Source organism: Paenarthrobacter sp. PPS72, assembly GCF_048537125.1.
GTDB classification, from domain to species: Bacteria; Actinomycetota; Actinomycetes; order Actinomycetales; family Micrococcaceae; genus Arthrobacter; species Arthrobacter nitroguajacolicus_E.
Map to the genome: position 1 here is coordinate 14,151 of NZ_JBLYIE010000006.1, position 25,711 is coordinate 39,861.

Sequence of the window (25,711 nt, forward strand, 5' to 3'; positions counted from 1 at the left end):
GGGTCAGAGTCTGTCGCGCAGTTCCTGCAGGGCAGTGATTTCCGCGGTTTGGGCGTCCACGATGCGGGCGGCAAAGTCCCGGACTTTGGAGGTCTCGGCCAGCCGGACGGCGGCATTCGCCATCTCGACGCCGGCCTGGTGGTGGCGGATCATCATGTCGGTGAAGAGCCGGTCGCCTTCGGCGCCGGAGGCCTCGCGCAGGGCCTGCATCTGATCGGCGGTGGCCATGCCCCCCATCCCGCCGGCGTCCTCCATCTCGCCCCCGGCCTCCGGTCTCATGGTGTGACCGGCACCGGACTGAGCGCCGGCCCCCATCCAGGCTCTGGGCGGTGCCGTGCCTGTCTGGGGCAGGCCCCAGTCCTGCAGCCAGGCGAACAGCTGCCCGTTCTGTTGCTGCTGGGAGGTGGCGATATCGTAGGCGATGGCTCGGATCTCCGGGTTTGAGGACTTGTCCCGGATCAGCAGAGCCATTTCCACCGCCTGGGCATGATGGGCCTGCATGTCCCTGGCGAATCCGGCGTCTGCACCGGCATCATTTACCTGCACCGGTGCAGGGACTGCGGTCAGCCGTCCGATGGCGAAAAACGCCGCCGCCGTAAGGACCACGACGGTAGCGAAAACGATGCACAGAAGCATCCACCGGGGCCGTCCCGCGTCCAGCTCGGGATCCTCCGGTTCGTCGGGAGGGGATGGAGGGCTGCCGATATTCATGCCCACATAATATCCATGGCCAGCGCAGGCCCGCCCCGGGCCACCGCCATAGCTCTGGCAGCAGTGTTTCGGACCGGGCGGAGAGTTACCGGAGCAATGGGTTAGTCCTCGATTTCGGCGGCCAGCTTTCCGTCGCTCACCGCTTTCACCAGTTCGAAATAATCGGTTTCGGTCTGGTTGGCGTAGCCGACGGCGTACTTGGCGAACGCGGCATCCATCTGCTCCCCGTCTGCGCAGTATCCGGCCAGCAGCCTGGGATCGATCGAGCGGGAATGGGCGCGCGCCAGCAGAGCACCGGCCAGGCGCCCGTAGTCATCCAGGTGGTCCCGGTTGAGCGTTGTCGCGTCGATCTCGCCTTTCCGGTTGCGGAATTGGCGGACGATGAACGGACGCCCCTGGATCGTTGTCCAGCCAAGGAAAAGATCGGTTTCGGCCTGCACCAGCCGCGCGCCGTGCACGATCCGCTTGCCCTCGTGTTTCGCCAGCGGGTGGCCCAGATGACCGTGCAGGACACTGGGTTGTGCCTGCTTGGCCTGCAGAACGAGTGCTTCATCCCCGTTGCCCCGCAGTAGAATGAGGTAGTTGCGCAGCCCGACACTGCCGGTCCCCACCACGCGGAAGGCCACATCGGACACGGCGTACCGGGCGAGCAGATGCCCGCGGGACTCGTGCAGGCTGTCCGCGTAGTGTGGCAGCGCGCCGATCACGGCGTCGGCCGTCGTCGCTGTCACGGCGCTGAGCACCGGCGGGTCGGGGACAAAACGCCAGTGCCGTTCGTCCTGACGGGTCCACTTCGCTGCGATCCTTGCACTGGTGTTTTTCCTGGCCTTGCGGGCGGCCAGGGCGAAGTCGTCCATCAGATCGTCGGCTTTCACCCTGTCCAGCACGGACTCGTCTCCCAGGGCGGTCCATGAGTCCAGGAACGGCAACCCGGCCAAATGCCCGATGGTGCGGCGATAGGCCCGCACCGAGTCCTCCGCCGCGTCACGGCAGCCCGCCTCGGAGACGCCGCCGACCCGCCCGGCGAGGATGAGGCTGGTCGACAGGCGCTTCAGATCCCATTCCCAGGGGCCCGGCGCCGTCTCATCGAAGTCATTGATATCCATCACAATCCGGTTATCGCGGGTACCGTACAGCCCGAAGTTCCCAGCGTGCGCGTCACCGCACAACTGTGCGTTCAAACCGCTGCGCGGCCCCGCGGCCAGGTCACCGGCCATCAGGCCGGCACTTCCGCGGAAGAAAGCGAACGGTGAGGAAAGCATCCGGCCAACCCGCAAGGGGATCAGCTCCGGCAGCCGGCCCCGATTGCTTGCCTCCACAAATTCCCGCACCGTGGGCCGGGCGGCGGCCAGAACAACGTCCCGGTGTGTCCGGTGCCCGGCAACCTCACACAGAGCACGCCCGTGCGCGTAAACCACTTCCGGGTCCACCCAGCCGCCCAAGACGGCTGCCGCGCCGGGATCATCCACCACAACCACTCCCCTCCCGGACGCCAAGCGGCCCTCACCGCAGGCCCGGTTTCCGCCAGTCCTGTTGTCCTGTGTCGGCAGCGGGCTCCGGCCCGGCCACGTTCCGCTACTTCAGCGGCGCACGGCCGGCAATGGCGAAGACCAGCCATCCCTTCCCGTGCACAACCTGGTCAGTGGTGCCGCCCTCTGAGTAACCGCATCAGCCACCTGATGAAACCGCCCCCACGATTTCCCCCGTGTCCTCGTCCGTGACCGTCGTCATACCGGTCATACCCGTGGCCGCCGTACCCGCGGTCATCACGCCCACCGTACCCACGTTCGTCACGCCCATGTCCTCCGTGTCCCCTGCCGTGCCCTCTGCCGTGTCCTTTGAATCTGCCGTGGTGCCCCATGACATCCCCTTCCTCTCGTTGCTGTTTCCGCCCCGTTGGTGACCGGGGGTCATGATCCCACCATGAATGTATCGCTCTTCGCTTGGGAAGTCCTGAGCCACAGCCACTGGATTGCTCCAGTATCGGCGAAGCTGCGATGGATCGGTTGCAGCTGCAGAGCCCTGGCTGGAGGAAATGGCGGCACCGAAAATGGACGGAACTGCAGTACCAGGCGGGTGGCTACTTCCGAAGGCTCTTTTGTACCTTGTGGCCGCGGATGACAACGCCTGCGCTGTGAAGCACCAGCCCCACCCCGATCACCGCCAGCGACGCGAAAGTCACGAATTCATTCTTGCTAACTTGCCCCCAGATAGTGAGGCCGATTCCGATGGCGATCGCTCCCATTGCACCAAAAACGACTGCTTTGTAGGAGGCGGAAGCGGTGGCCCAAAACTCATTCAACATCACGCCAGCTTACCTTTGGGAGGCCTTGGGGATTCCTGGAATCCAAGTTCGCGAGTCCCAGTTCGCGGGGTGCCTGCCCAACGCTTCAGGATCGCGGCCTTACCGGGGGCCAGTTACTGTGATGCCCGTCTACCCCGGCGAGCACCAACGTGGCCAGCTTTGCGGGGCCCGAAGCGCCGGCCTCATGAACGGCTTGGTGGGGGCCGGAGCCAGTCACCGGGTAAGTTTGGGGGATGTTGCAGCTTCATCCTCAGGTCCTGCGTGGCCTTTCCTGTATGGTCGCCGCCGCTGCCCTGATTGCCACGTCCGGCTGTGCCGGGCAGGTCTCTGCGGCCGATGCGGATGTACAGGCGTGGAAGGCCGCCGCGCTTCCCGCTGGTTCGGGAGTCATAGCGGCGGACGCCAGCAAAATTCTCGATAGGGAGCCGGTGGTCCAGGCCAAGGACGTGTAGGCCGGGACTTACATGTTGACACTGGTATGCGAAGGCGGCGGCAAGGCCTTCCTGACGGTGCGCTCGGCAGGCAAAGACCTGGCGGAGCTGGGGGCCGCCTGCAACGGCGCGAAGGAGGTAACCAAGGTCGCCGTTACCGAACCCGGCACGCTGGAACTAAGTGCATCCAGTATCGATGCGCCTTTGCTCTACGCCTATCAACTGGCGGCAGCCAGATAGAGTTCGATCCTGTCATTTCCGCCGCTAGTCGTGACGCTGTGATTATGGCACTGTGTTTAGGGGTTCGTTTAAAGCTTCTTGCACAACGGGGAATGTAGAACCCATGTGCCAGCCTCCATTAGGGCAAGATCGCCGCTCTCGTGCTGAATCTGACCCGGGTCAATCACGTGCTGCTTGTCCGCCTTCCGGCAAGGGAGAACCAAACGGCAGGCTTGTCCGGATGACCGGGAACGAATGGGCTGCCCACACTGCTTGCGAGCGGATGTCAGCAGCGGCAACCTCTGTTCCCGCCGCGAAGCGAAGGGTCAGTCTTCGCAGTCAAGGCAGAAAGCCTGCCCGTCCCTTCGGATGACGATCTGTGAACGGTGCCGGACCAGGAAACAGGAGCAGCAGGTGAACTCGTCGTCCTGCTGCGGGATCACCTCGACCGTCAGTACCTCATCGGAGAGATCAGCGCCGGGCAGTTCCACACCCTCCGTCATGTCAGCCTCATCCAGTTCGCTGACCACGCTTCGCGCATCGGGGGCGTTCGCGGAATGCAGTGCCTGAAGTGTGGCCTGGCGCGATTCCGCAACATCGGGTCTGGCTTCGTCGTAGTCGGTCGCCACGTTGGTTCGCTTTCTTTATTATTTTCTGGGATCGAATCGGTGTCAGTGCGTGAATATCTACGGCCAGGATGCAGCTGAGAAGTACCTTGTTCCTAAGGGCACCCAGGCGGGCAGCTCTCAGCTGTGGAACAAGCGGCATTGACCGCCTTCCTTGATCGTATGAAGATATACACAGACGTTGCTTCTACGTATTGTAGAAGTAAGGGTCAAGGAAACCACACCGCACCGCCGCGACCGGAAAGTAGCAATGCCTGTATACAACTCTCCGGAAACCGGAAAACCTACTGTGGACACTACGGCCGCGGTGCTTCCCCCGTTGGGGCCCGCCGGGATGCTGCGCTGGGCCTGGACCCAGCTGACGAGCATGCGCACAGCGCTGTTTCTGCTGCTGCTGTTGGCCATCGCCGCGGTTCCCGGGTCGCTTTTTCCGCAGCGCCCGGCGAATGCTGCCGTCGTGGCCCGGCATATCAAGAACAACCCCGGTTACGGGGAAATCCTTGACGCGCTGCAGTTCTATGATGTGTATTCCTCGGTGTGGTTCTCCGCGATCTATATCCTGCTGTTCGTTTCCCTGATCGGCTGTGTTCTGCCCCGGGCCCGGGCGCATTGGAAAGCCCTGCGGTCCGCCCCGCCGCGCACGCCCGCACGGCTTTCCCGCCTGCCGGAATATGGCACATTTGTCCTTCCGGCCGGAACCGGGATCCGGCCCCGGGACGCGATCGAGGACGCTGCGGCGGTCTTGAAGAAGCGTGGCTACCGGGTGGAGATCCGGGACATCGAGGGTCCGATGCCCTCTGTCGGGGCCGAGCGGGGGTTCGTCAAGGAAGTCGGCAATCTTCTCTTCCACACCTCGTTGATCGGCGTGCTCGTGTGTGTGGCGGTTGGCGGCATGTTCGGTTACCGGGGGCAGAAGATCCTTATTGAAGGCGGCACGTTCGTGAACACGCTTGTCGGGTACGACAATTTCACGCCGGGGACCAACTTCCAGAGCAGCGAACTTGACCCCTTCATCGTCACCCTGGACAAATTCGAGGTCCGTTTCGACCGCGAATCAACCAAGCAGTTCGGCCAGCCGATCGACTTTACGGCCGCCCTGACCACCCGGGACGGGCTGAACGGGCAGCCCCGGCAGCAGATCCTGAAAGTCAATGAACCGGTGTACTTCGGTGAGACCGGGATGTTTCTGGTCGGCAACGGCTACGCCCCGGTGGTCACGGTGAAAGACGGAAACGGCAATACCGCGTTCAGCGGACCCGTCGTCTCCATCCCCACCGACAGCGTGTATACCTCGACCATAGTGATCAAGGCTCCGGATGCCGCACCGTCCCAGCTGGGCTTTGCCGGGTTCTTCCTGCCCTCCTCGGTCAAAAACCAGGATGGAGTCTCCTACAGCTTCGATCCGGACCCGCTGAACCCGCAGCTGAACCTGAACTCCTACTACGGCGATCTCGGACTGGACGCGGGAAAGCCGCAAAACGTCTACAGCTTGGATGTGCAGAAGCTCACACAGCTCAACGGCCGGGACCTTCCGGCCGGCGGGATCGTGCTGAACGCCGGACAGTCCTACACCCTGCCCGAGGGCAAGGGCTCGATCAGCTTCGATGGACTTAAACGCTACATCGGCGTGGACATCCGGACCGTGCCGGGCCAGGGCGGCGTGCTGGCGTTCTCACTGCTGGCAACCGCCGGGCTAGTGACCTCCCTTTACATGAACCGACGCCGCGTCTGGGTCCGCGCAGGCAACCACGAGGACGGACGCACCATGGTCGAGTACGGCCTCCTGGCCCGCGGCGAGGACCACCGCTTGGCCGCGGAGGCCGCGGCTCTCCGGCCGTTGCTGGCCGGACAATGGCCACTCGACCCCCGGGCTGCTCCCAGCAGTCAGGGCGATATTGACGTGACCGATGCCGGGGACAGCGCACAGCAGACCTCCTCGAGTCAGCAACCCAGCCCGCATGAGCAAACGAAGGAACAGTAATGCCTACCCTGAACGAAACAATGGGCCAATACAGCGAACTTTTTATGCTGCTGGCGGCCGGCACCTACACGGTAGCGTTCATCGCATTCGCCTGGGACCTCGCCAAAAGCAGCAAGCTCCTGCGCACGGTGGAGCTGCAAGCCGCCGCGGCAGCGGCACCGGCCAGGATCCCGGTGGCGGCCGGACTGGGTACTCGAGCAGTTGACGGGCCACCTGATCGGTCCGGCACGGACGTCAGCGGTCCCGCAGGGCGTGCCGAGCGGCCGTCCTCGGCATCGGGCGGCGCATCGCAGGGAAGCGGTTCAGCCGTGGGGCTGACGGCCGACCCAGGCATGCGCTACGGTGCCAGACCCCGCGTCCCTGCCCGCGTTGCCGTGGCATTGACCATTTTGGGCGCGGCCATCCACGCGGCCGGGGTGATCACCCGTGCGATCGGAGCTGGCCGGGTGCCATGGGGCAACATGTACGAATTCCTCACCACCGGTGCGTTCGTCGTCGCAGCGGTCTTCCTGCTCGTGCTGATCAGACGCGACCTCCGCTTCCTCGGAACCTTCGTCATCGGCTTGGTGGTCATTATGCTGGTAGCCGCTTCCGTAGCTTACTGGACCCCCGTAGGCCACCTCGTACCGGCACTGCAAAGCTACTGGCTCATCATCCACGTCTCCATCGCTGTGCTGTCCTCGGCCCTGTTCACCCTGACGTTCGCCATGTCCGCCCTGCAACTGCTCCAATCCCACCGGCAAAAGAGCCTCGCCGCCGGCCGGACAGACAAGCTGGGCTTCATGCGTCTGGTCCCCAACGCCCTAAGCCTGGAAAACCTGTCCTACCGGATCAACACCGTGGCCTTCATCGGATGGACGTTCACCCTCATGTTCGGGGCCATCTGGGCCGAGAAAGCCTGGGGCCGATACTGGGGCTGGGACACCAAGGAAGTGTGGACCTTCGTGATCTGGGTCGTTTACGCAGGCTACCTCCACGCACGGGCCACCCGCGGCTGGACCGGCACCCGTGCCGCGTGGCTGTCAATCACGGGTTACCTCTGCGTAGTCTTCAACTTCACCATCGTGAACCAGTTCTTCAACGGTTTACACTCATACTCAGGACTGTGACGCCGGCAGGCACACCCGGATTTCCCGCTGCACCGCAGATCGGTTCCCGACCACCGCAACGACAAACACATGGCCCGGCTGGACGAGAAACGCACCTCGGGGCTCCCGACCACGAAGTCATCCTCGCCTGGCAGTGCTATCAGAAATGTAGTAGCACGGCTCATTCGCGTACCCGCCAACAATGATTCTGTTGCTCCCGCCGTTCCGGTTCCGGAAACAGGCTGCGTATCCACTGACAAGTTCGCCAGCGATCATGGCGAGCTTCAGCCGGGGACTGCCGTTGAACTTCAACACCTGGAAAGGAGGGGGCGCGGAAGTGCTGTAGCTGCCTGTTCTCACACAACGGAGGTTCCGCAGCTTTCGCGGATGGCGCCACCGCACGCTGCCCGCTTTTGGCCTGCGGTGCATCGCGCTGCGGGCGAGTCCGTACAGCGTAGAATTGCAGGCATTATGGATGACCCTCCTTCAGGTATGCCCAAGCCCCTCGACCTCCTGACCGGTTCGCCGGCCGTCACGGGAGAGGGGCGCCCGAATGTATGAATGGATCATGCTCGGTATCGGCCTTCTCCTCACAGTCGGTACTGGATTCTTTGTTGCCTCCGAGTTCGCGCTGGTCAACCTTGACCGCAACGATCTTGAAGCCCGCCAGGCCCGCGGCGAGAAGCGGCTCGGCCCGACGATCAAGGCCCTCAAGATCACCTCGACGCATCTTTCCGGGGCGCAGCTCGGCATCACGCTGACGACGCTCCTCACCGGTTACACGTTTGAACCGGCCATCAGCAGGATGCTCGGCGGGCCGTTGCTCTCGGCTGGCCTGCCCGAGGCTGTGGTGCCCGGGATCGGCGCCGTCATCGGCATTTTCATCGCCACCATCTTCTCGATGGTGATTGGCGAGCTTGTCCCCAAGAACTTCGCACTGGCGCTGCCGCTCGCCACCGCCAAGGTGGCGGTCCCCTTCCAGGCCCTGTTCACAACTGTGTTCAAACCCGTGATCCTGCTGTTCAACAACACCGCCAATGCCATCATCAGGTCCTTCGGCATCGAGCCGAAGGAAGAACTTTCCGGTGCCCGTAGCGCGGAAGAACTGAGCTCGCTGGTGCGCCGCTCTGCCTTGGAGGGCGTCCTGGACCCGGACCACGCCGTCCTGCTGCGCCGGACACTGCGCTTCTCGGAGCACTCCGCCGCGGACGTCATGACGCCCCGCGTGCGGATGACGGCGGTCAGCGCCGGTGACGCAGCGGAACATATCCTCGCCCTCGCTGCCTCGACCGGCTACTCGCGTTTTCCGGTCATCGGCCGGGACCGGGACGACGTCCTGGGAGTCCTGCACGTCAAGCAGGCCTTCGCCGTTGCCCTGGACCAACGCGACCAGATGCATGCCTCCGAGTTGATGATCGAGCCCCTGAGGGTTCCCGAATCCATGGGCGTTGATTCGTTGCTGGGCCTGCTCCGCAAACAAGGCCTGCAGGTGGCCATCGTTTCCGATGAGCACGGCGGTACGGCCGGCATCGTCACCCTCGAAGACCTCGTCGAAGAGCTCGTTGGCGAACTTGAAGACGAGCACGACCGTGCCCGTGTAGGTGTTGTCAGGACCGGCCGCTCCGTAACCTTCGACGCCTCCCTGCGCCCCGACGAGCTGTTGGACCGGACAGGCATAGAAGTCCCGGACGGTGAGGAGTACGACACCATCGCAGGTTTCGTCACGGACGAACTGGACCGCATCCCCGAGCTCGGGGACGAAGTCGCGCTGAACGGTGGACTCCTGCGCGTGGAGCGCGTGGTGGGCACCCACGTGGAGCGGCTCCGCTACACCCCCGACGACTCGCAGGAACCCCCCACAAGTGCCCATGACCGGATCATCGACAATTTCACCGCGGAGCTGACCCATGAATGAGTATCTTCCCGGCATCATCTGGCTGGTGGTGCTCCTGGTGGTCAACGCCTTCTTCGTGGGGGCCGAGTTCGCTGTCATCTCCGCCCGGCGTTCGCAGATCGAGCCCAGGGCCGAGGCCGGCAGCAAAGCCGCGAAGACCACGCTGTGGGCGATGGAACATGCGACGTTGATGCTGGCCACCAGCCAGCTGGGCATCACCGTGAGTTCGCTGGTGATCCTGAACGTCTCCGAACCGGCGATTAAACACCTGCTCGAGATACCCCTCGGTCTCATGTCGCTGTCCGGCGAAGCGATCGGAATCATCGCCTTTGTCACCGCCCTGCTGCTTGTGACCTTCCTACACGTGGTCCTTGGCGAGATGGTCCCGAAGAACATTGCATTCTCCTTGCCGACCCGTGCCGCGCTGCTCCTCGCCCCGCCCCTGGTGATGGTCGCCCGGATCCTGAAGCCGGTGATCCGGACCCTCAATGGGATCGCCAACTCCATCCTGCGCCTGTTTAAGGTCGAACCCAAGGACGAGGCCACCAGCGCCTACACTCTGGATGAGGTGGCGAACATCGTGGAGCAGTCCACCCGGGACGGGACGCTGACCGACGCCAGCGGCACCCTGACGGCAGCGTTCGAATTCACGTCCAAGACCGTCGCGGACGTGGAGGTACCCATCGGCCAGATGGTACTCCTCCCGGCCTCCTCGACCCCGGGAGACATCCAGAGAGCGGTGGCGAAACACGGCTACTCCCGTTACATCCTCACCAACGACGACGGTGTGCCGTCCGGTTACCTGCACCTGAAGGACGTCATAGACCTGACCACCCAGGAAAGGTTTGCCCAACCGGTTCCGGCCAAGCGGATCCGCAAACTTGCATCTGCCTACAGCGGCAGCGAACTCGAGGACGCACTGGCCACCATGCGCCGAACCGGGGCCCACGTGGCCCGGGTCTTCGACGCGGAAGGGAACACCACCGGCGTCCTGTTCCTCGAGGACATCATCGAAGAGCTCGTAGGTGAAGTGCAGGACGCCACCAGCGCATAAACACGGCCCGTCAGGCCACCCGGCTGGTACCCCTCATCGCCCGACGGTCGCGCGGCCTTCCGGGTAGGCATGGGCCTCGCGATCTCCGTGCCCCGAATCGCAACCGACATGCCTTCGAGCAGCACCGGGACAACGTAGGGACCTGAGAAAAGGTGAAATCTCGAATGGTTGCGGGCGGGCCGAGCACCGGCAGGCAGAGTGGAATCCGGCCCGGCCGTGGGTGTCCGCTGACTACATGGACCGTCAGCGACAATTCCCGCTGGAGACCCGGCCCCACAGAAAATAGGCTCCCCAGCACGGGGCCCTCCACTAAGAGACGTCGTCAGCTACAAAGTCCACCGCAGCTAGTCTCCCGCGCCTGAATTCGCTTCACTGATCAGGGACCAGCAACAGAGGATACCGCTCCAAGATCTCTGGCCAAGGAAAGAGTCCGGTTCCCTAGCATTTCCAGTTAGTACTCAATGCCGTCGCGAAGTTCGCTCACTCCCTCGCGCCCAAACGACACGTGATAGCTCACGGACCTTGGACGATCTTCTTGGCCTCAGCGTCGATCGGGGCGGTCTTGACATCGTAGGCCTTGAGGAAAAGGAAGCCTGGGGCCGCTCCCGGGGCTGAAAATCATGGAAGTTTGGACCTCGTGATGCGGGTTGGCTGGTCGCAGGCTACCTCGACGCACGGGCCACGCGGCTCAGTAAAAAGGCGGCCCCGCCGGCCAGCAGGCTCAGCAGGAGCAGCATCCACCCCGCAATCGTGAGCGCCGAGGCAAGGGCAACGGCGCCGGCGACGGGGACCGCGGAGTCCAGCGCCGCATCGATGGCCACGTTGCCCCACAACCGCACCGCGGCAAACAGCAGCGGCAACACCCACAAGGCGCAGCGGAGTCCTTTCTTCGCCACATTGGCGCCGATCAGCAGGAGCCAGCTGAGGCCGAAGATCAGGGGGAACAAGGTGCCGGCAGTCTTGTGGACGTAGTTCAACTGACCACGGGCGTCGTCGTCCATGACGGCGCGCAACTGGGCGACATAGTCAGCAGAGAACCCGCCGATCAACGAGTCAGGCATAGCCATCCCATTGGACAATTGCGTCATCTGGTTCAGCGTCAGCAGATGCAAGTACCAGAACAGGAAGGCGCTGGCCACGACACTGGCGATCACAATGGCATTGCTGTTGCTCCGGGCCCTCTGCGGCTTCCCCGAAGTGGTCGGATTGATTGCCGGGGGCAGTTGGTGCTCCGGGACTACGGCCTTCGCGCCGTGTTTTTTGATGCGCTGAGCTGGAGTCTTGGCCATTGGCCCATTATCTCGCACATGCCGGTCATACGGACATGTCAAGGCCGTAGTCGCGGAGCGCCAAATGGTAGCTGTCGCTGTTGGACGGAAGCAGGGCCGGGCCTACGGAGACCTCGATTACGGCTTCGTGGCTGCTCCGGCTCTCTTCACTCACTACCTGACTCACAACCAGCCTGAAGTAGAGGGGTCCAAACAGAAGTCACTACCGCTTTAGGAGCTTGGCATTAGTTGATTTAGAGCCACCCGCTGGGGTCAACGACTTGACCGTTGACTTCAACTTCGAAGTGGAGGTGGCAGCCGGTGGAGGCACCAGTGGTTCCGCTGAGGGCGACAACGTCCCCCCTGGACAGTTTCTGCCCTTTGAGCACGTTGAAGGAAGACAGGTGGTTGTATGTGGTTTTCAGGCCATTGCCGTGATCCACGACAACGCGGTTCCCTCCGCCGTACGGGTCCCAACTTGCGAAGGTAACGGTGCCTGCGGCAGCGCCCCGGACGGAGGTGCCGCACTGGGCCACGAGGTCCTGTCCCCGGTGGAAATCCCCTGAACCGCCAGTAAGGGGACTGACCCGGTACCCGAACGGCGAAACCATGGTCATTGCAGCGAGCGGAGCGCCAAGAGTTCCAGCGGAAGCTGCGCGGGCTATGGTACCGGCCGACTGGGTGCCGAGTAGCTGTTTCAGCTTGCCGTCCGGGTCCGCCCGGGTGCCAACGGCGGACCGGCTGAACTCAATCCGGGCTCCGGCCGCGGCGGAAATTTCAGGCTGCGCGGCGGCGGCAATGGCAGACAAGGGCTGACCCTGTTCCTGCGCTGCCATCGTCGGCCCGGTCACCGGAACACTCAGCGTGAGTACAAGACCCGAGGCTGCCAACGCTATGGCAGCCTTCTGGCCAACGCCACTGGCCGCAGCGAAATCTGTGATCTGGCGGAACGCTCCCCGGCGACGACGTCTGTGGCCGCGGCCAGCACGGGGCCTTTCCTCCAGATAGGCCCCGGCCGACTGGGGCGGTGAAGCCGGGACTGTCGCACGTCTGCGACCCCTGGAGGAGTGCATGGCCAAGACTTTTTCCTCTCTGAAGCGCCTGCGAAGTTAGCTGTCGGATTCGGATCAGAGAGTTCAAAGACCCGGCACGTCCTAACCAGCACTTTGCCCAGCGACCTTCCACGGAAGGATCTATAGCTAGGACAGGGCTTGCTGCTGACGGACTTCACCCCAAGACAGTCCTGTGACCGTCGGTTGTGGTTCCTCCACCTCTGCCAGATGGTGACTCGTGCACCGACCCGTTGGCAGAGTTCGGCTCCGGATCGGGTAACGCTTTGGTATCGATGCTGCGGATCAACTATAGCGGATAAACCTAACCGTAATGATTCCGTTATCTACGACGATTCGACCTTCAAGGCTGGGTGAATCTAAGTCATCCGGAGTTTCCCTCCCTTCCCAATCCCCAATCATTCATCCTCTACAGCCTGGCGGCCGGTGTCTTGGCCTTGGCGGCCTTTACGCCTTTACCCCGCCGACACCCTTCGACCGAGGCATCTTGGGCTGCAAGCGGGCTGCCCGCCATCCTCATCCACGGACTCGGTGGCCACCAGCCACGTGCTGATGGGCTTCACCGCCGGTGCACGAACAATTGATCTGATCAAAACCAGCAACGGCGGCAAGACCGGTGATCCCGCTCTCCCGGCACGGCGAATCGGACTTCCACGCCCCCACCAGGACCAGCGCCGAAATCATCCCCTACGCAGCGGCTGCGCACCAGCCCGGGACGGGAAGCCCAGGAAACAGTGGCCTCCGATTTCACCGCGGCGGCGTCCTAGGTGTAATGACCACGAACGTTAGGAACGCTCGGCGTGGTTGGGTGACAAAGAGAAGACCTCCGAGTGGAGATTCCCTGCGGGGGTCTGCGGGTTCAGGTAGAGTCCCACAACGTCATGGACCTTCCCCACCAAGAACGGGCCGTTGGAGAGCTCAAGCCGCGCCGCGCTGATGGGTTCTGCACTCCTGCTCCAGAGGCACCTGTCCCATTCCCCACACCGCGGCGGCCGAATAACCATGTATCATCGCTTCGGTGAAGGGAACCTGCCATGCCACCGATTGACCAGTGGGTCGCGTTCGAACCCCTCGCGGGCTCGCCAATCGCCGTCGCCGCGCTGCTGCTTGCGGCGCTGTACCTGAGGGGGGCGATCTGGATGTGGCGGCATCGCCGTCGCTGGGCAATCGCCCGTACGGCATCGTTCTTGATTGGATGCGCCCTGATCTTTGCCGTCACGACTTTCGGCGTGAACCGCCTGGCCGAGGAGTTCGTCTCGGGCCTGGTGTTCCAACAGATCACCCTGCTGACCGTCGTCCCGCCGCTTCTCATCGCTGGCTCGCCGGGGCGTCTTCTCCTGCGCAGTACACCGCACACCGGCCTCGGACGACTCGTGCTCCGCGCCGCGCACGCCGGACTCCGATCACGATTCTGCCGCGCCGCACTACACCCCGTGGTAGCCATCGTCGCCGCGATCCTGCTGTACCCGGCTCTCTATCTCACAAACGTCATCAGCATCATCATGCGCATCCCGTCGAGCCATGACGCCCTGTTGTTCATCTTCCTCGTCCTCGGCGTCATCTCGGCGATACCGCTTTGGTCGTCCGACCCCTTGCCACGTGTCCCATCCTTCGCTGTGCGGTTCGTGGACATCGTCGTCGAGCTCCAAATCCATGCCGTCTTCGGCCTGATCCTGCTCCGAACCGGGACACCGCTTTTCAGTGCATACGCCAACCCCACCGGCGACCATGATCCGATCCTCGACCAGGCGATCGCCGGGGCCCTGGTATGGACCTATGCAGAACTGCCGCTATTCGTGGTACTCATCGTCTGCCTTTCCCGCTGGCGCACTCGGGAGATGCGCACCTCGAAGCAACGACAACGCGTCGATGATGCAGCGCTCGACACCTACAACGTATACCTCGCAAGTATGGCCCAGGGACGCCTTGAGAGGTAACTGGATCCGCGTGTATCGCGGCCAGCGCATCAGTGCCGGCCCCAAACGACCAAGATACCGCTGGTTCCGGGCATTTTCTCAAGAGTCAGCCTTCGCATTCAAGGCAGGAAGCGTGCCCGCCGCCCCTTCCGGCGGCAATCTGTGAACGGCGCCGGACCAGCAGCACCCACAAGCCACGACAGTACCAACTCACCGGAACATCAGTACCAACAACCCGGAACGCCCGTACCAACTCACGCTATCTGCCATACTGGGTGCAGAACACGGTTGAGGCTGTGTCATACCGGCGTTCCAGCAGTTCCAAGAGCATGCTGCGCATGCCCTCGTCGGGGTGGTCGAGAAGCCATTCGTCGATCACGAGCAGTGTGAAGGCCGCGTACTTGTTCAGGAATTTGGTTTGTCCCTGTGGTTTGTCCTTCGCCAGCGCCCAGGATTCCTCAAGGTCGGGCATACGGACGTAGTGAGCCCGGATCCGGTGCTGGCAGGCCTGCTTGGCCAGGGCGCACCCCAGGTAGGATTTCCCGGATCCAGTGAATCCCTGAAACACGACGTTCTGCTGCCGTTCGATGAACGAACAGGTGCCGAGTTGGGCGATTACGTTCCGGTCCAGACCACGCTCGTCCACGAGGTCGAGCCGGCGCAGATCCGCGCCCGGGTAGCGTAGCCCGGCGCGCCGGATCAACCCCTCGACCTTGGCGTGGTTGAACCCGGCGTGGGCCTCATCGACGACCAGCCGGAGCCGTTCCTCGAAGGCCATGCCGAGCACGAGCGTCTCGTCCTGGGCCTCGAGCGCCTCTAACATCGGGGCGGCGCCCATCTCACGGAGCTTGCGTTTGGTTTCGATATCGATCCCGCTCACTTGGCACCACCTGCGTAGTATTCGGCGCCGCGCACGTATCCGCCGTGTTCGACCGGTTCATCCCGTGGTGGCCTGAGCCCGGCGGCTTTGTCCTGCCCTGTGGCCAGGATCGGCTGCAGATGCGCATACCGCGGGGACCGCACCCGGCCCGCCAACGCAAGCCGGCAGGCCGCCTCGAGGCGTTCGGCCGAGTAGCGCCGGGAGAGCCGCAACACGGACAGTGCTGCGTCCAGGCCCTGCTCGTCGACCGGAACTGACTCGAAGATCCGGTTGACCACGGTCACTGCCGCCGGGCCGACCCGTTCGGCCCACTCCAGCACCCGGGGCGCATCCCACTGCCGGTATTTCTCGCCGGCGGGCAGGTCAGCGTCGTTGGTGCGGTACTCGTTGGCCGCGCCCTCGGGCAGCAGCAGGTGGCTGGTCAGCCGTTCGGTGCCCCGGTAGGCCTGAATCACCCGATCGGTGATCCGCAGGTCCACCGTGGTGCCGATATTGGCAAAGGGCACCGAGTAGTAATTCCTCTCCCAGACCACGTGCCCGTTCCGGCCCACCCGGCGCCCGTATGCCCACCTGCTGATCTCGTAGGCCGCCGCCGGCAACCCCGTCAGCAGCGGCTGCTCCTCGGCCGCGAACACGCTGGCCCTGGAGCCGGGCCGCTTCTGGAACGGCTCCGCATTGTAGGCCGCGACCCGCTCGATGATGGCGGCCCGCAGCTCCGGCAATGAGGTGAATTGTCGCTGGCGCAGCCCGGCGATGACCCACGTAGCGACGTGGGCGACTGTGTTTTCCACGCTCGCCTTATCCTTCGGTGCCCTGACACGCCCTGGCAGCACCGCCGCCGAATAGTGCGCCGCCATCTCACGGTAAGCATCATTGAGCACGACCTCGCCCTCGCGGGGATGCTTGATGACACCGGTCTTCAGATTGTCCGGCACGATCCGCGGCACCGAACCGGTGAAGGCCTCGAACATCGCCACATGTGCCCGCAACCAAGTGTCCTGCTTCATGTCCAGGGCAGGTTCAACGAACGCATACCGGCTGAAAGGCAGGCATCCCACAAACAGATCCGGTCCTGGGCTTGCCCATGACCGGATCTGCCAATTGCATCGTCGGCCCCGACCAGTCGACCTCCACCGTCTGACCGGCCTTGTGCCCGACCCGCGACGCCGCACCCGTTACCAACACATGCCGCTGGTACGTCCTGCAGAACCGGTCATAACCCATCAACGGCTCCCCGGCAGCGGCGCATGAATCGGCGTACTCGCCATGCAGCAACTTCAGCGTCACACCGACCCGGGCCATCTCCCGGTGGACCTGGTCCCAGTCAGGCTGCGCGAACACGCTTTGATGCTCACCGCGGCCGGGGAACAACCGGGCATACACCTCGCGGTCCGTGCTGTCGGCGATATCATCCCACACCACACCGGCCGCATCAGCAGCCTCCAGCACCGCCGTGATGCTCTTCCGGGACATTCCCTGCGATGCCGCGATTGCCCGCCCGGACAGGCCCTCGGCGCGCAACTGCAACACGAGCTTCGCTCTGATCTTCCGTACCATTGATGATTACTCCTTCCGCCGTGCGCCCTATACACACGACGGAAGGAGCCTAAGCCGGGGTGGCCCCCAAACACGCCACTACCGGCGCCCAAGACCGCTACCGCACGCTGTGCCCGCCGGCCCCCAAACACACGACAGATGGACCCCAAAAGCGCGAATATTCATGTGATTGTGTCAACTTGATTGGAGCCCGCCAGGACGGCTTGATTGGTACCCACCTCAGGGCACGGCAGTTTCAAGGAACTGGGAAACCTAGTTTGGCCGGGCTTCTTGAACAGCGATACTCCAATGCTTCAATCCCCGTTATGCTCGCCGATGGTACGTGCGGCCCACCGGTGGACGGGCCATCGGCGGCTCCAACCTTGTCCAGCAGCGGCTGAGGGGCACCGCCCTAGACGGTAATTGCGCGCAACCACGCCACGGCCGCGTATGCGTCCCTCACGGATGCTTGCGCGAGCCTCAGTGATTCTGCGGCGTCCAGCCCTGGCTCGAGTCGGCCAGTGTGCGCAACCTTGTTGCGAAGTTCGAAAAGTCTTACCAAGCCCTTGTACGTGGCTGGCTCAATGTCCTTCAGACTGTGACCAACAATTGCTATGGCTACTCGATGGTAAAGGTCTGAAGACGAGAATGTGGATGGCGGAATCTTTCCAAAAAGGACATCTCCCAAGAGCCCGTCGTTCCGACTTTCGAATATCGCATGAAACGTCGATTTTGCATGAGATTCGCATGCAATTGCGGCAAGGAGGACGGCGGTTTGGGGATCACTGCCTTCGGCGTGAAACGACCAGAAAGCAGCCTGAGCCAGAAGCCGATCAGTTAGGCCCAGATCATCCTTGAGCGCCGAGACTACGTAGTCGGTCTCTAGTACATCGTTGACATACCAAGGCCGGGTGGGCGGCCAGTAGTTGTACGAGCCCCATGTGCCGCCCTCTTTTCGAACCGCGAACGAGACAAATTCGGGCGGTTGACCTACCAGTCCGACATTTGGTTGTCTTGATCTGATCGCATCGGACAGACGTGTTGCCGCCGTCATCATCGCTTGGGCCACTTCGTCTATTTGTGTATCGTCATCGGCTGTCGCCAGGACGGTGATGAGTCCGACAAACGTTCCACCTTCGGTAGATGACATGGCCGTATTGCCACTGGCGATAGATAGATGGACGGCGTGTCCGCCTACATCCACTTCATGTGTCATTTCGGTGAGCGCAACCTCGATATATCCGGAAGTGCCAATGTGCTTAGTGGGCGCGGGGTCTAAAACACCGCGTAGATCAATGGTCACACTTCACCATAATTGCTGCGCGACTAACGTGCTCCCATCTGGACGCTCCGGGGTCCTTAAGCAGCCGAAGGCGGCACAATCCATTCGGGTTCCACAAAAGTCCCTGCTTCAGGCCACGTTCCAGAAGTGAGGTACTTGAATAGCCTGTCAGTCTCTTGATACAGCCACCGCTGAAGCGGCACCATCAGAGTCATCCGGTCCTGAAAATAGACCATAGGAATGGCCTCTACATGCCACAGCATAGGCCAGAGGGCTTGACCTAGCCCCGTCTCGCCGGCGAAAGACACGGCAAGCCAGGGATTCTGCCAGATGTTCTCAGAGCCATCTTCTGGCATCGGGTGAAGCCTAGCTAGGAGGAGCAGTGGTCCACGCCGATCTACGGACATCAACCATGGGAAAGAGACCGGAAGCATTCGAACCCTGATCGTCACCAGCCGCGGGCGTTATTTCTCGTCAAAGAATCCCTGCTGGGATCTTTTTCTACTGGAATCTGGACGGGAAGTCTAGGGTCGCTGTCAGGATATTCTGACGGCAAACAACAGTAGGGAACTAGCAGTGCAGTGGGACTTAGGCGATGGCCGCCACGAGGGTAAGGCCTGTATGGTCATTCCAGACGGACGTCTGTCCAATGAAGTGGGAGGGCTTGGCGTTCTCGTTCCAGGCATAACGGGAACGTTTCCAAGAGATACCCAGAAGCGCGACCATGAAGTTGTCAATGACGACGAGGTCGTTGGATGGCGCGCTTCATGTAGTTGTGGGTGGAAGGGCAGGTTCTGGACGAGGGTTGCGACCAGGTTGGAAGCTAATCACGATGACCACAGTGCATACGTCCCCTTTTTGGGATTCGCCACTCCCCCGGTCTCGGCCGAAGATGCCATGAAAGTCGAGTGGCGGACTCACGCTGAAGCGTCATCGGCGATCGATGAATTGCTGGCTGCCCAAAAGACCCTTCGGGCTGCCAAAGCAAGGCTGGACAACGCCGTGAGCAGGAGCCGCATGCTAGGACTTCCTTGGTCAACAATTGCTTCCACTCTGGGGATCACGCGGCAGTCCGCTCACGCCAGATGGAGAAAGATAGACCCCTGATCCCAACGGGATTCCGCCCACGGCAAAGAAGTGCTTGTTTCACACCTATGAGTTAAGGAAGCACTGCCGACGACCTGACGGTGCCATAGCACTTGCCATAACAACTATGGGAATGCATGCCTGTCGCCTAATGAGATGGCTAGCTTCGCATGGGCCCGTTCTGTCAAGTCGCTGATTCCAGATGGCACAGATCTTGCCCGCCAGTCCCAGTCGGAACTCTCCCGGACAACCAACCATGACGCACTCCCCAGGCGTTGCTTGATTGGCCATTCGGGTGAAAACGGCACTTCATGCCATAACTAACGCCATAACTACTATGAGAACACTAGCCTTGTCCCCAACCTCAATCTTTATGGTTGTCCAAAGAGGACCTCTAGTAACACCGTCAACCTTAGGAACAACTTTTGCCCTCACTAACCCCAACATGAGGAGCAAAGCGTGTCAACCAACGGTATAAACAGCAAAGAAACCAGTGATTTGCCTTGTCGGTGCATCAGTGTAAAAACGCATTGGCGCATCAATAAACCGGACCATGTGTCACACAATCCTGTCTCCCACTTACCCTGCCGTACGAACACATGCAGGAGGTATCGCATGACGGGCTATATGACGAAAGATAATGAAACACGCGTGTGTCACTGCGATGCTCAACAGGACGGCACCCATAGAGTGGAAGGTAGAGTGCCAGACCAGTAGGAGAGTTGGAACAAATGCCACGAGCGTCGCTGCAAGCACCGGCAAACCTCACACAGAATCGAGCACGTGCAATCGAACGTGTAATCTCTTTCGCCAACGGAAAGGGGGGAGTGGGCAAAACAACTACTGCTGCCAACGTCGGTGGCTACGTGGCACTTGCAGGCTCAAGAGTCCTAATGGTGGACTTAGACCCTCAGGGGGATCTGGCCCGAGATCTTGGATATGAGAGACAAAACGGGCGCGAGCTGTTCCAAGCGCTGATCGCAGGAACCGCTCCGCTCATCCTTCACAACGTGCGAGAGAACCTCGACGTTATACCCGGTGGACAAGAACTGGAAGACATCCAGGGGCTGATGGTTTCCCGTTCCAGCCGCTCAGACGCAGCCGACTTCGGTGACATGCTCTACGCAGTGTTGGCGCCGTTGGCCGACGACTACGACCTTATCCTGATCGATACGCCACCGGGGGAGAGGGTGTTGGTCGAGGGAGCATTCGCCATCTCAAGTGCTGTCGTGATTCCAACGAAGTCTGATGACGCCAGCATTGACGGGGTAGAGCGGATCGCGCGGAGATTTATGGCCGTGCGGGACCGGAATCCCTCGCTCCAGCTAGCCGGCATTGTGCTCTTTGGGGTCGGGCCACGGTCGATGAGACTTGAGCGCAGTGTAAGAGACACCCTCACTGAGATGCTCGGAGAAGTAGCCCCGGTGTTCGAAACAAGGATCCGGAGTCTTGAGAGTGCAAGTGCAGACGCACGGCGCAAAGGGTTGCTCTTCCACGAACTTGAAGGAGCAGTTACAGATGCTCAAAAGAAGCGCTTAAAGGCACTTCGTGCGGGGGAGAAGCCCACAGATGGTTTCTTTTCCCGCAATGCTGGGGGACTGGCTGAAGAGTTCGAGCAGTTGACAGGCGAAATCCTGGCACGATTGAACACGATCGAAAGTGAGGAGCTCGCATGAGCAGCAACCGGCCAAACCTCGCAAACGCATTCGCGCCCTCAGCACCTCGTGGCGCAAAGCTCGAAGGAATGCTCGCTCCAAAGCGGAGGAAAGCACCAGATGCGCCAGAAATTCTTGACCGTTCTTCGGAATCGACGCGCATATCGGTCGTTCCTGAACTAGCGCAGGAGTCCGAGTCAACCGCTCCTCCCTCCGATTCGACGCCAACGGATCCTATCGGTGCGGCTGGGGGATTGAACCAGCTCCAAGAACCAGTCTCCAGGGCGAACAAGGTGAACAAAGCCCAGGCCAGAGAACGCAAGAAGGTCTCGTCAAGTTCAGATACAAAGGCCTCTGAAACCGTTCTGGGCGCCCTGCGCAATGTGGGCGTTTATCTGGCCCCGGATCTCTTAGCCACTGTGAAAGAAGCTCTGCACTCACAGCGAACAACCTACGCAGATCTTCTTTTGGACGCCTTCGACTCTGTATCAGAGGCGAGCATCGCTAAAGAGTTCAGACCTGAATCTACTCCGTCACTGTCGGGCATGCCCCGGCGAGTGCCGCGCCGACGCGGGGAGGCCGGCATTCAGATTCAAGTGCGACTCGACGGGCATCAGACTGCGTGGCTTGATGAGAAAGTCGTCGAGTTCAATGCACCGTCCAGGAGTGCACTCGTTTCCACGGTCTACAGGCTCCATCTCAACGACTAGCTTTTGGGCCGGTCGGGCAGGGACCATGCAACACTCCCATCCGCCGGCCCTCCCTTGTATCCAGCTCGACTAATGGCATGCATTCCAATGGGATTTATGGCACCACTTATGGCATGGAACTAACGACATCGAGCGCCTAGGAAGTCTCGTTTTCCTGAAAACCAGAATCCCATGCCCGACTCATATCACTCTGGCAAAGGCCACGTCAGCTAGGGTCCACTCGTCAGGTGGTCCTTCAAAGGATTCCCATGGGTAATCATCTGTGGGGGACAGGAGCTCCGCTACTGTGTTCACGTTCTTTGAAAGCCACTCCCGCCACACAATCCGTTCGACGCGATATCTCTGGAGCTGAGCTGCTACAGCCTCCAGTACACCAAAGCATTCTGCAAGCTCTTGGAGAGACGTCGTAGCAACGATCATCCAAGATCGTGCGCCATTCCTTGAGACCATGTTCCAGGCTGCCAGGACCTCAAGGCTTTCGCTCACGGCGGTTCTCGACAGCTTCGTCTGAGCGACTAATTCCGCCGTTGTGAGCCCTGGTGTGCTCTCCAAAGCTTCGTAAACAAACGCTGCCGGCAAACCCAACTCCCTGAAAACCGGCCTGAGCGCGTGAATCTTTCCCTTTCGCCAAGTCAGATCCTCAGCTACTGCGCGGAGTCCTTCCGGTACCGTCAGCATGTAGAGGTCACCTTTGGTTCCCCGGCCACGTTCTACCAACGTCACCAACGGATCATGCTCAGCACGCAAAGCCCGCAGGTGAGCGCCCACAGTTGTGTGATCCAGCCCTGTCGCCACGGCGATTGATCGATCACCAAACTCAACAAATCGGGATGCTGTCATATGGGCAGCCGCGCCCAACGCTCGTAGAACCATCCGACGTGCTAGACCATTTCGGGAGCTGGCGTATGCAGGCTCCCTCAACGACAGGGCGTTTCTCCAGGATCGCAGGTAGCGGTGCTCGCTGCTCGAATCTGGGTTTGAGGGTATTCCTAGTGGGGGCTGTGTATTTGGCTGGCTTGTGGGGGACTTACGGGCATTGTTATTCCCGGTCCTTGTGCCTTGGTTTTTTCGTAGGTAGTCGACCGCGTTGTTCCAGTCCCGTTTCAGGGAGCGGAGCCTGTGATGAGGGGCGTAGCGGGCGTAGAACGATGCAAGTCCGGGCCAGACACCCTGGAGGACCCGTCGTTGTACCTCGACAAGTTTTATTCCGGCGGCAGCCGCCGCTGTCAGGACAGCCTGACGGGCTTCTGAGTCCGAGGCGTACCGATTGGCGTCGTACAGGCCGGACAGCGCCATCTGCTGCATTGGCCTGGACATCCGCCCGATCACCTGCGGTGCTTCCGGGTTACTGCTTTCTAGGGAAAGCGGCAGTTCCAGCCTCAGCGCTCGTACGCTGGCGATTTCATCGCTCAAGTCCTGGCGTATTGCTTCCCAGACCCGACCTTTGTTTGGCCGTCTTGCAACGTCGTACGCCATGCCGAGGCTCATGGAGAGTTCCTGGTGGCCGCCACGCTTGTGGGGTGATCCTGGTGTGCGCATGCAACCGTGAAGAAGGTTCTGGTGTGGCGATTTATCCAATGTCCGGTATCGAATGCCGAGTGCCTCGACAACGTCGCGTGCCTCTGAAAAGGAAACCCTTTTCTCCAGAGGTATGTAAACGTGCCGGCCACCATTGGGCGAGTGATCTTCAATCCACCGAGCGCCACAGCTGTGCAGCCACGATTGGAGAGACTTCACGTCAGCTTCCACCCAGTCGATACCTGCAATGGAGGAGTCGAAGTCAAGGAAGATGGCCGAGCAGCTACCGTCTTTCCCAAAGATCCGAACCGCCGCAGGAAAAGTGGGTAGCGTCTCAGTCAGAGCGCGTTCGTACTTTTGGGGGTAGGTCTTACCGCCGTCACGGGACAGGCGGATTCGGGGTTGACCTGCGAGAAGAGGCGCAAGCGCGGCCCACGCCTGCGCGGCGTCGGAAGCCGGGAAATCGTCGCGGGACACGCCAGCGGGTACGACTGCTGGCAGCACGCGCGCGTGCTGTTGTACGATGAGAACAATCCTTTCGAGGAGGTCCTGTCAGAGGGACAACAAAGGGCCGGCCCGCCAAGACCGGTTTTATAGCAAGACAAAGGTGAATCTGAAAAGATCAACCTTCACGATTTACAGTCTGAGCGCCGGGAAGCAATCCAGAATGTAAATCACTAGCTTCGAAGGCCCGCCTAGTGCGGGCCTTCCTCGTTATGAGGCTAGGCGCCCAAGCGGGAACTCCTCCTGCTGGGGAACTGCGTGCAGCTTAGTTTTGGCCAGGCGTTCCTCAACCAAATCCGACAGCCAGTCGCTTACGTACTGGTAGCCCTCTGCCTTTGCAATTTGGTCCATTGCATCCGCTTTAGGTGTTGCGATGCGGAATCCGACGAATTTGCGGTCGCCTTTGGAGCGTCTGCCTGTACGTGTAACTGGAGCCATCATCCCTGTCCTTTGAACTCGGCTGCGGAAGCCGCCGCTACTTCAATAGATTGGTCGAACCAAGTGCCACCCGGCCCTAAGTCGGCGGCTGCTATACAACCGGCCTTCTCTGAAACTGAAACTACCACCGTGCGTCTTCCGGCAGTGGCATTGAAACAGAAACACCTTTCGGCGTGTTGAAACAGAAACAGGGCCTGATGGCGTGACCATCTGCGCGTGCTTGCCATGACGCCCAGCGTCGGTGCCTCATGTGGGCCAACATGTAATGTGGGCCCACATTGGGCATTCCGACGCCGTGCGCACAGTAGCGAATCCACGCTCCCTTGGCATTCAGCCCTACCCCTGCACTGAGAGTGCGTTGAGATTTCCCGGTAGTGGGGTTGGTTGCGAAGCCCATAATCACCCCGTTCGCATCACCTCAACCTGGCCTAGATGAGTAGCAGGAATACGTGCCCCTGCTGATGTGGCGTACTTGATCCCCCCAAGAAATCAAGTACGCCACAGCCTACAGACATGCTCCGCACATGTACAACCCATGGCCTATACGCTATGAATGTCATCAGGTAAAATCAAGTGACGGCTGTCAGCCTGCTCTGTGTAGCGGTGATATCTGAGCAGTTGACCTTGGCTGAAGGAGCTTGAACGATGGCAAATGGGGGCCGCAGCGTGTTTCTTACGCAACAGCAGAAAAAGGAGCGCCTAGCGGATCGTATGGGCATCCTGGTAGATATCTGGGAATCCGACAACAACGCGGCACTCACTTACAATCACGTTGAGGAAGCACTTTCTGCCAACGGGATCCATCTGTCGCGGACACGGTGGTCATATTTGATCAATGGCACTGGCAGCCTGGTGACCGACCAGGACCTTCTGAAGGGCATAGCAGAGTTCGTTTTTGGTGTGCCGGCCAGCTATCTCGTTGATCTCAACAGTGAAACTCCTCCCGAGGTGGAAGCACGGATGGAGTTCCTTGTGCAGATGCGCAAGCTCAAGGTGAAGAACTTCGCCGCGAGAAACCTGGGCGCGACGTCGCCGGAAACACTGAGGATGATCACGAGAATTATCGACTCGTCGATGAACGGTGAGGATGAATGACTCTCCCACCCGTACAGGACAAGGTTCGGGAGTTGTGCGGTGACGGCACAACGTCGATGAAGGAAGTCGTCGAGCGCTTGACCATGATCTGCGAGAAGCCAATCAACCTGATCGAGTACAACGAGTCCTGGGGTTCACTGACTGCATTCAAGGCCGAATTTGAAGATCGCATCAACGTTTATTTCCCCCCGCAGAAGTCCCAGCAATACAAGCTTCACTGCATCTATCACGAGCTCGGACACATTTACCTGGAGAGCCTTCAGGTTGCCCTTGCCCTGCCGGATCTCTCCGGAGAGATGCTGAGGGAAACCGCGGACGCGATTAGTATCACCTGCCGGTCGGTTCCGAATCACCCTGTCGAGCGATGGGTGGAGGATTTCGCTTTCGAGATGTCGAAGAAGACGCGTTCACGCAGCTCCTCCGATCCTGATCCGTTCATCTAAC

At 61.1% G+C, this 25,711-nt stretch carries 21 protein-coding genes, 2 pseudogenes and 1 riboswitch; of the genes and pseudogenes, 11 read left to right on the plus strand and 12 right to left on the minus strand.

The annotated features are described in order from the left end of the window. Positions 1 to 3: 3 nt before the first annotated feature. The 4 genes from ACLRGI_RS03585 to ACLRGI_RS03600 all read right to left on the minus strand — a co-directional run bounded on the left by ACLRGI_RS03585 (position 4) and on the right by ACLRGI_RS03600 (position 3,016). Entirely contained in the window at positions 4 to 711 is a 708-nt protein-coding gene (locus ACLRGI_RS03585; protein ID WP_419200338.1) for a DUF305 domain-containing protein, read from the minus strand. A gap of 101 nt (positions 712 to 812) precedes the next feature. Then, positions 813 to 2,183 (minus strand): DUF2252 domain-containing protein, encoded by a 1,371-nt coding sequence (locus ACLRGI_RS03590; protein ID WP_419200339.1) that lies wholly within the window; start codon positions 2,181 to 2,183, stop codon positions 813 to 815. Between the two features lie 196 nt (positions 2,184 to 2,379). Continuing rightward, a complete protein-coding gene (locus ACLRGI_RS03595) occupies positions 2,380 to 2,577 on the minus strand; it encodes a hypothetical protein (RefSeq protein WP_419200340.1) in 198 nt (65 codons plus the stop codon). 214 nt (positions 2,578 to 2,791) lie between these two features. Then, positions 2,792 to 3,016, minus strand: coding sequence for a DUF3188 domain-containing protein (locus ACLRGI_RS03600; protein WP_419200341.1), 225 nt, complete (start codon positions 3,014 to 3,016; stop codon positions 2,792 to 2,794). Positions 3,017 to 3,249: 233 nt separating this feature from the next. Between ACLRGI_RS03600 and ACLRGI_RS03605 the strand changes: the two genes are divergently transcribed. Together ACLRGI_RS03605 and ACLRGI_RS03610 are read left to right on the plus strand one after the other, a co-directional pair. Further along, positions 3,250 to 3,468, plus strand: a complete 219-nt coding sequence (locus ACLRGI_RS03605) for a hypothetical protein (protein ID WP_419200342.1) — start codon at positions 3,250 to 3,252, stop codon at positions 3,466 to 3,468. Between the two features lie 12 nt (positions 3,469 to 3,480). Continuing rightward, the gene (locus ACLRGI_RS03610) at positions 3,481 to 3,687 is read left to right on the plus strand and encodes a DUF6023 family protein (RefSeq protein ID WP_419200343.1); all 207 of its coding nucleotides are present in this window, start codon (positions 3,481 to 3,483) and stop codon (positions 3,685 to 3,687) included. Positions 3,688 to 3,992: 305 nt separating this feature from the next. Here ACLRGI_RS03610 and ACLRGI_RS03615 read toward each other — a convergent pair whose 3' ends face one another. Continuing rightward, positions 3,993 to 4,295 carry a DUF4193 domain-containing protein gene (locus tag ACLRGI_RS03615; protein WP_419200344.1) on the minus strand — a complete coding sequence of 101 codons (303 nt, stop codon included), beginning with the start codon at positions 4,293 to 4,295 and terminating at the stop codon, positions 3,993 to 3,995. Between the two features lie 247 nt (positions 4,296 to 4,542). On the opposite strand from ACLRGI_RS03615, the gene resB reads away from it, so the two are divergent. The 4 genes from resB (at position 4,543) to ACLRGI_RS03635 (ending at position 10,309) form a co-directional block, all read left to right on the plus strand. Then, positions 4,543 to 6,273 carry a cytochrome c biogenesis protein ResB gene (resB, locus tag ACLRGI_RS03620; RefSeq protein ID WP_419200345.1) on the plus strand — a complete coding sequence of 577 codons (1,731 nt, stop codon included), beginning with the start codon at positions 4,543 to 4,545 and terminating at the stop codon, positions 6,271 to 6,273. Further along, the gene (ccsB, locus tag ACLRGI_RS03625) at positions 6,273 to 7,382 is read left to right on the plus strand and encodes a c-type cytochrome biogenesis protein CcsB (RefSeq protein ID WP_419200346.1); all 1,110 of its coding nucleotides are present in this window, start codon (positions 6,273 to 6,275) and stop codon (positions 7,380 to 7,382) included. The genes resB and ccsB overlap by 1 nt, the downstream gene beginning before the upstream one ends. A gap of 532 nt (positions 7,383 to 7,914) precedes the next feature. Next, a complete protein-coding gene (locus ACLRGI_RS03630) occupies positions 7,915 to 9,276 on the plus strand; it encodes a hemolysin family protein (RefSeq protein WP_419200347.1) in 1,362 nt (453 codons plus the stop codon). Beyond that, the gene (locus ACLRGI_RS03635) at positions 9,269 to 10,309 is read left to right on the plus strand and encodes a hemolysin family protein (protein WP_419200348.1); all 1,041 of its coding nucleotides are present in this window, start codon (positions 9,269 to 9,271) and stop codon (positions 10,307 to 10,309) included. Before ACLRGI_RS03630 ends, ACLRGI_RS03635 begins: the two co-directional genes overlap by 8 nt. Before the next feature lie 662 nt (positions 10,310 to 10,971). Here the strand turns inward: ACLRGI_RS03635 and ACLRGI_RS03640 are convergent. The 3 genes from ACLRGI_RS03640 to ACLRGI_RS03650 all read right to left on the minus strand — a co-directional run bounded on the left by ACLRGI_RS03640 (position 10,972) and on the right by ACLRGI_RS03650 (position 12,650). Then, positions 10,972 to 11,598 (minus strand): hypothetical protein, encoded by a 627-nt coding sequence (locus ACLRGI_RS03640; RefSeq protein WP_419200349.1) that lies wholly within the window; start codon positions 11,596 to 11,598, stop codon positions 10,972 to 10,974. A gap of 25 nt (positions 11,599 to 11,623) precedes the next feature. Further along, positions 11,624 to 11,752: a hypothetical protein gene (locus ACLRGI_RS03645; protein ID WP_419200350.1), complete on the minus strand. Its 129-nt coding sequence runs from the start codon at positions 11,750 to 11,752 to the stop codon at positions 11,624 to 11,626. Between the two features lie 79 nt (positions 11,753 to 11,831). Beyond that, a complete protein-coding gene (locus ACLRGI_RS03650) occupies positions 11,832 to 12,650 on the minus strand; it encodes a M23 family metallopeptidase (protein WP_419200406.1) in 819 nt (272 codons plus the stop codon). Between the two features lie 10 nt (positions 12,651 to 12,660). Next, positions 12,661 to 12,906: riboswitch (cyclic di-AMP (ydaO/yuaA leader) on the minus strand. Positions 12,907 to 13,681: 775 nt separating this feature from the next. Between ACLRGI_RS03650 and ACLRGI_RS03655 the strand changes: the two genes are divergently transcribed. Continuing rightward, on the plus strand, positions 13,682 to 14,584 hold the full coding sequence (locus tag ACLRGI_RS03655) for a cytochrome c oxidase assembly protein (protein WP_419200351.1): 903 nt from the start codon (positions 13,682 to 13,684) through the stop codon (positions 14,582 to 14,584). 241 nt (positions 14,585 to 14,825) lie between these two features. Here the strand turns inward: ACLRGI_RS03655 and ACLRGI_RS03660 are convergent. The 3 genes and pseudogenes from ACLRGI_RS03660 to ACLRGI_RS03670 form a co-directional block, all read right to left on the minus strand. Further along, positions 14,826 to 15,443, minus strand: a pseudogene (locus ACLRGI_RS03660) (ATP-binding protein); the annotation flags it as partial. Further along, positions 15,440 to 17,000: pseudogene (istA, locus tag ACLRGI_RS03665) on the minus strand (IS21 family transposase). The pseudogenes istA and ACLRGI_RS03660, both read right to left, overlap by 4 nt. A gap of 391 nt (positions 17,001 to 17,391) precedes the next feature. After that, positions 17,392 to 18,282, minus strand: coding sequence for a hypothetical protein (locus ACLRGI_RS03670; protein ID WP_419200353.1), 891 nt, complete (start codon positions 18,280 to 18,282; stop codon positions 17,392 to 17,394). Between the two features lie 1,796 nt (positions 18,283 to 20,078). On the opposite strand from ACLRGI_RS03670, the gene ACLRGI_RS03675 reads away from it, so the two are divergent. Together ACLRGI_RS03675 and ACLRGI_RS03680 are read left to right on the plus strand one after the other, a co-directional pair. Continuing rightward, a complete protein-coding gene (locus ACLRGI_RS03675; RefSeq protein WP_419200354.1) occupies positions 20,079 to 21,023 on the plus strand; it encodes a ParA family protein in 945 nt (314 codons plus the stop codon). Next, entirely contained in the window at positions 21,020 to 21,712 is a 693-nt protein-coding gene (locus ACLRGI_RS03680) for a hypothetical protein (RefSeq protein ID WP_419200355.1), read from the plus strand. The genes ACLRGI_RS03675 and ACLRGI_RS03680 overlap by 4 nt, the downstream gene beginning before the upstream one ends. Positions 21,713 to 21,892: 180 nt before the next feature. Here ACLRGI_RS03680 and ACLRGI_RS03685 read toward each other — a convergent pair whose 3' ends face one another. Next, on the minus strand, positions 21,893 to 23,734 hold the full coding sequence (locus ACLRGI_RS03685) for a MarR family transcriptional regulator (RefSeq protein WP_419200356.1): 1,842 nt from the start codon (positions 23,732 to 23,734) through the stop codon (positions 21,893 to 21,895). A 1,083-nt stretch (positions 23,735 to 24,817) separates the two neighbouring features. Between ACLRGI_RS03685 and ACLRGI_RS03690 the strand changes: the two genes are divergently transcribed. Together ACLRGI_RS03690 and ACLRGI_RS03695 are read left to right on the plus strand one after the other, a co-directional pair. Continuing rightward, entirely contained in the window at positions 24,818 to 25,267 is a 450-nt protein-coding gene (locus tag ACLRGI_RS03690; protein WP_419200357.1) for a hypothetical protein, read from the plus strand. Next, positions 25,264 to 25,710, plus strand: a complete 447-nt coding sequence (locus ACLRGI_RS03695) for a hypothetical protein (RefSeq protein ID WP_419200358.1) — start codon at positions 25,264 to 25,266, stop codon at positions 25,708 to 25,710. The genes ACLRGI_RS03690 and ACLRGI_RS03695 overlap by 4 nt, the downstream gene beginning before the upstream one ends. Position 25,711 lies beyond the last annotated feature (1 nt).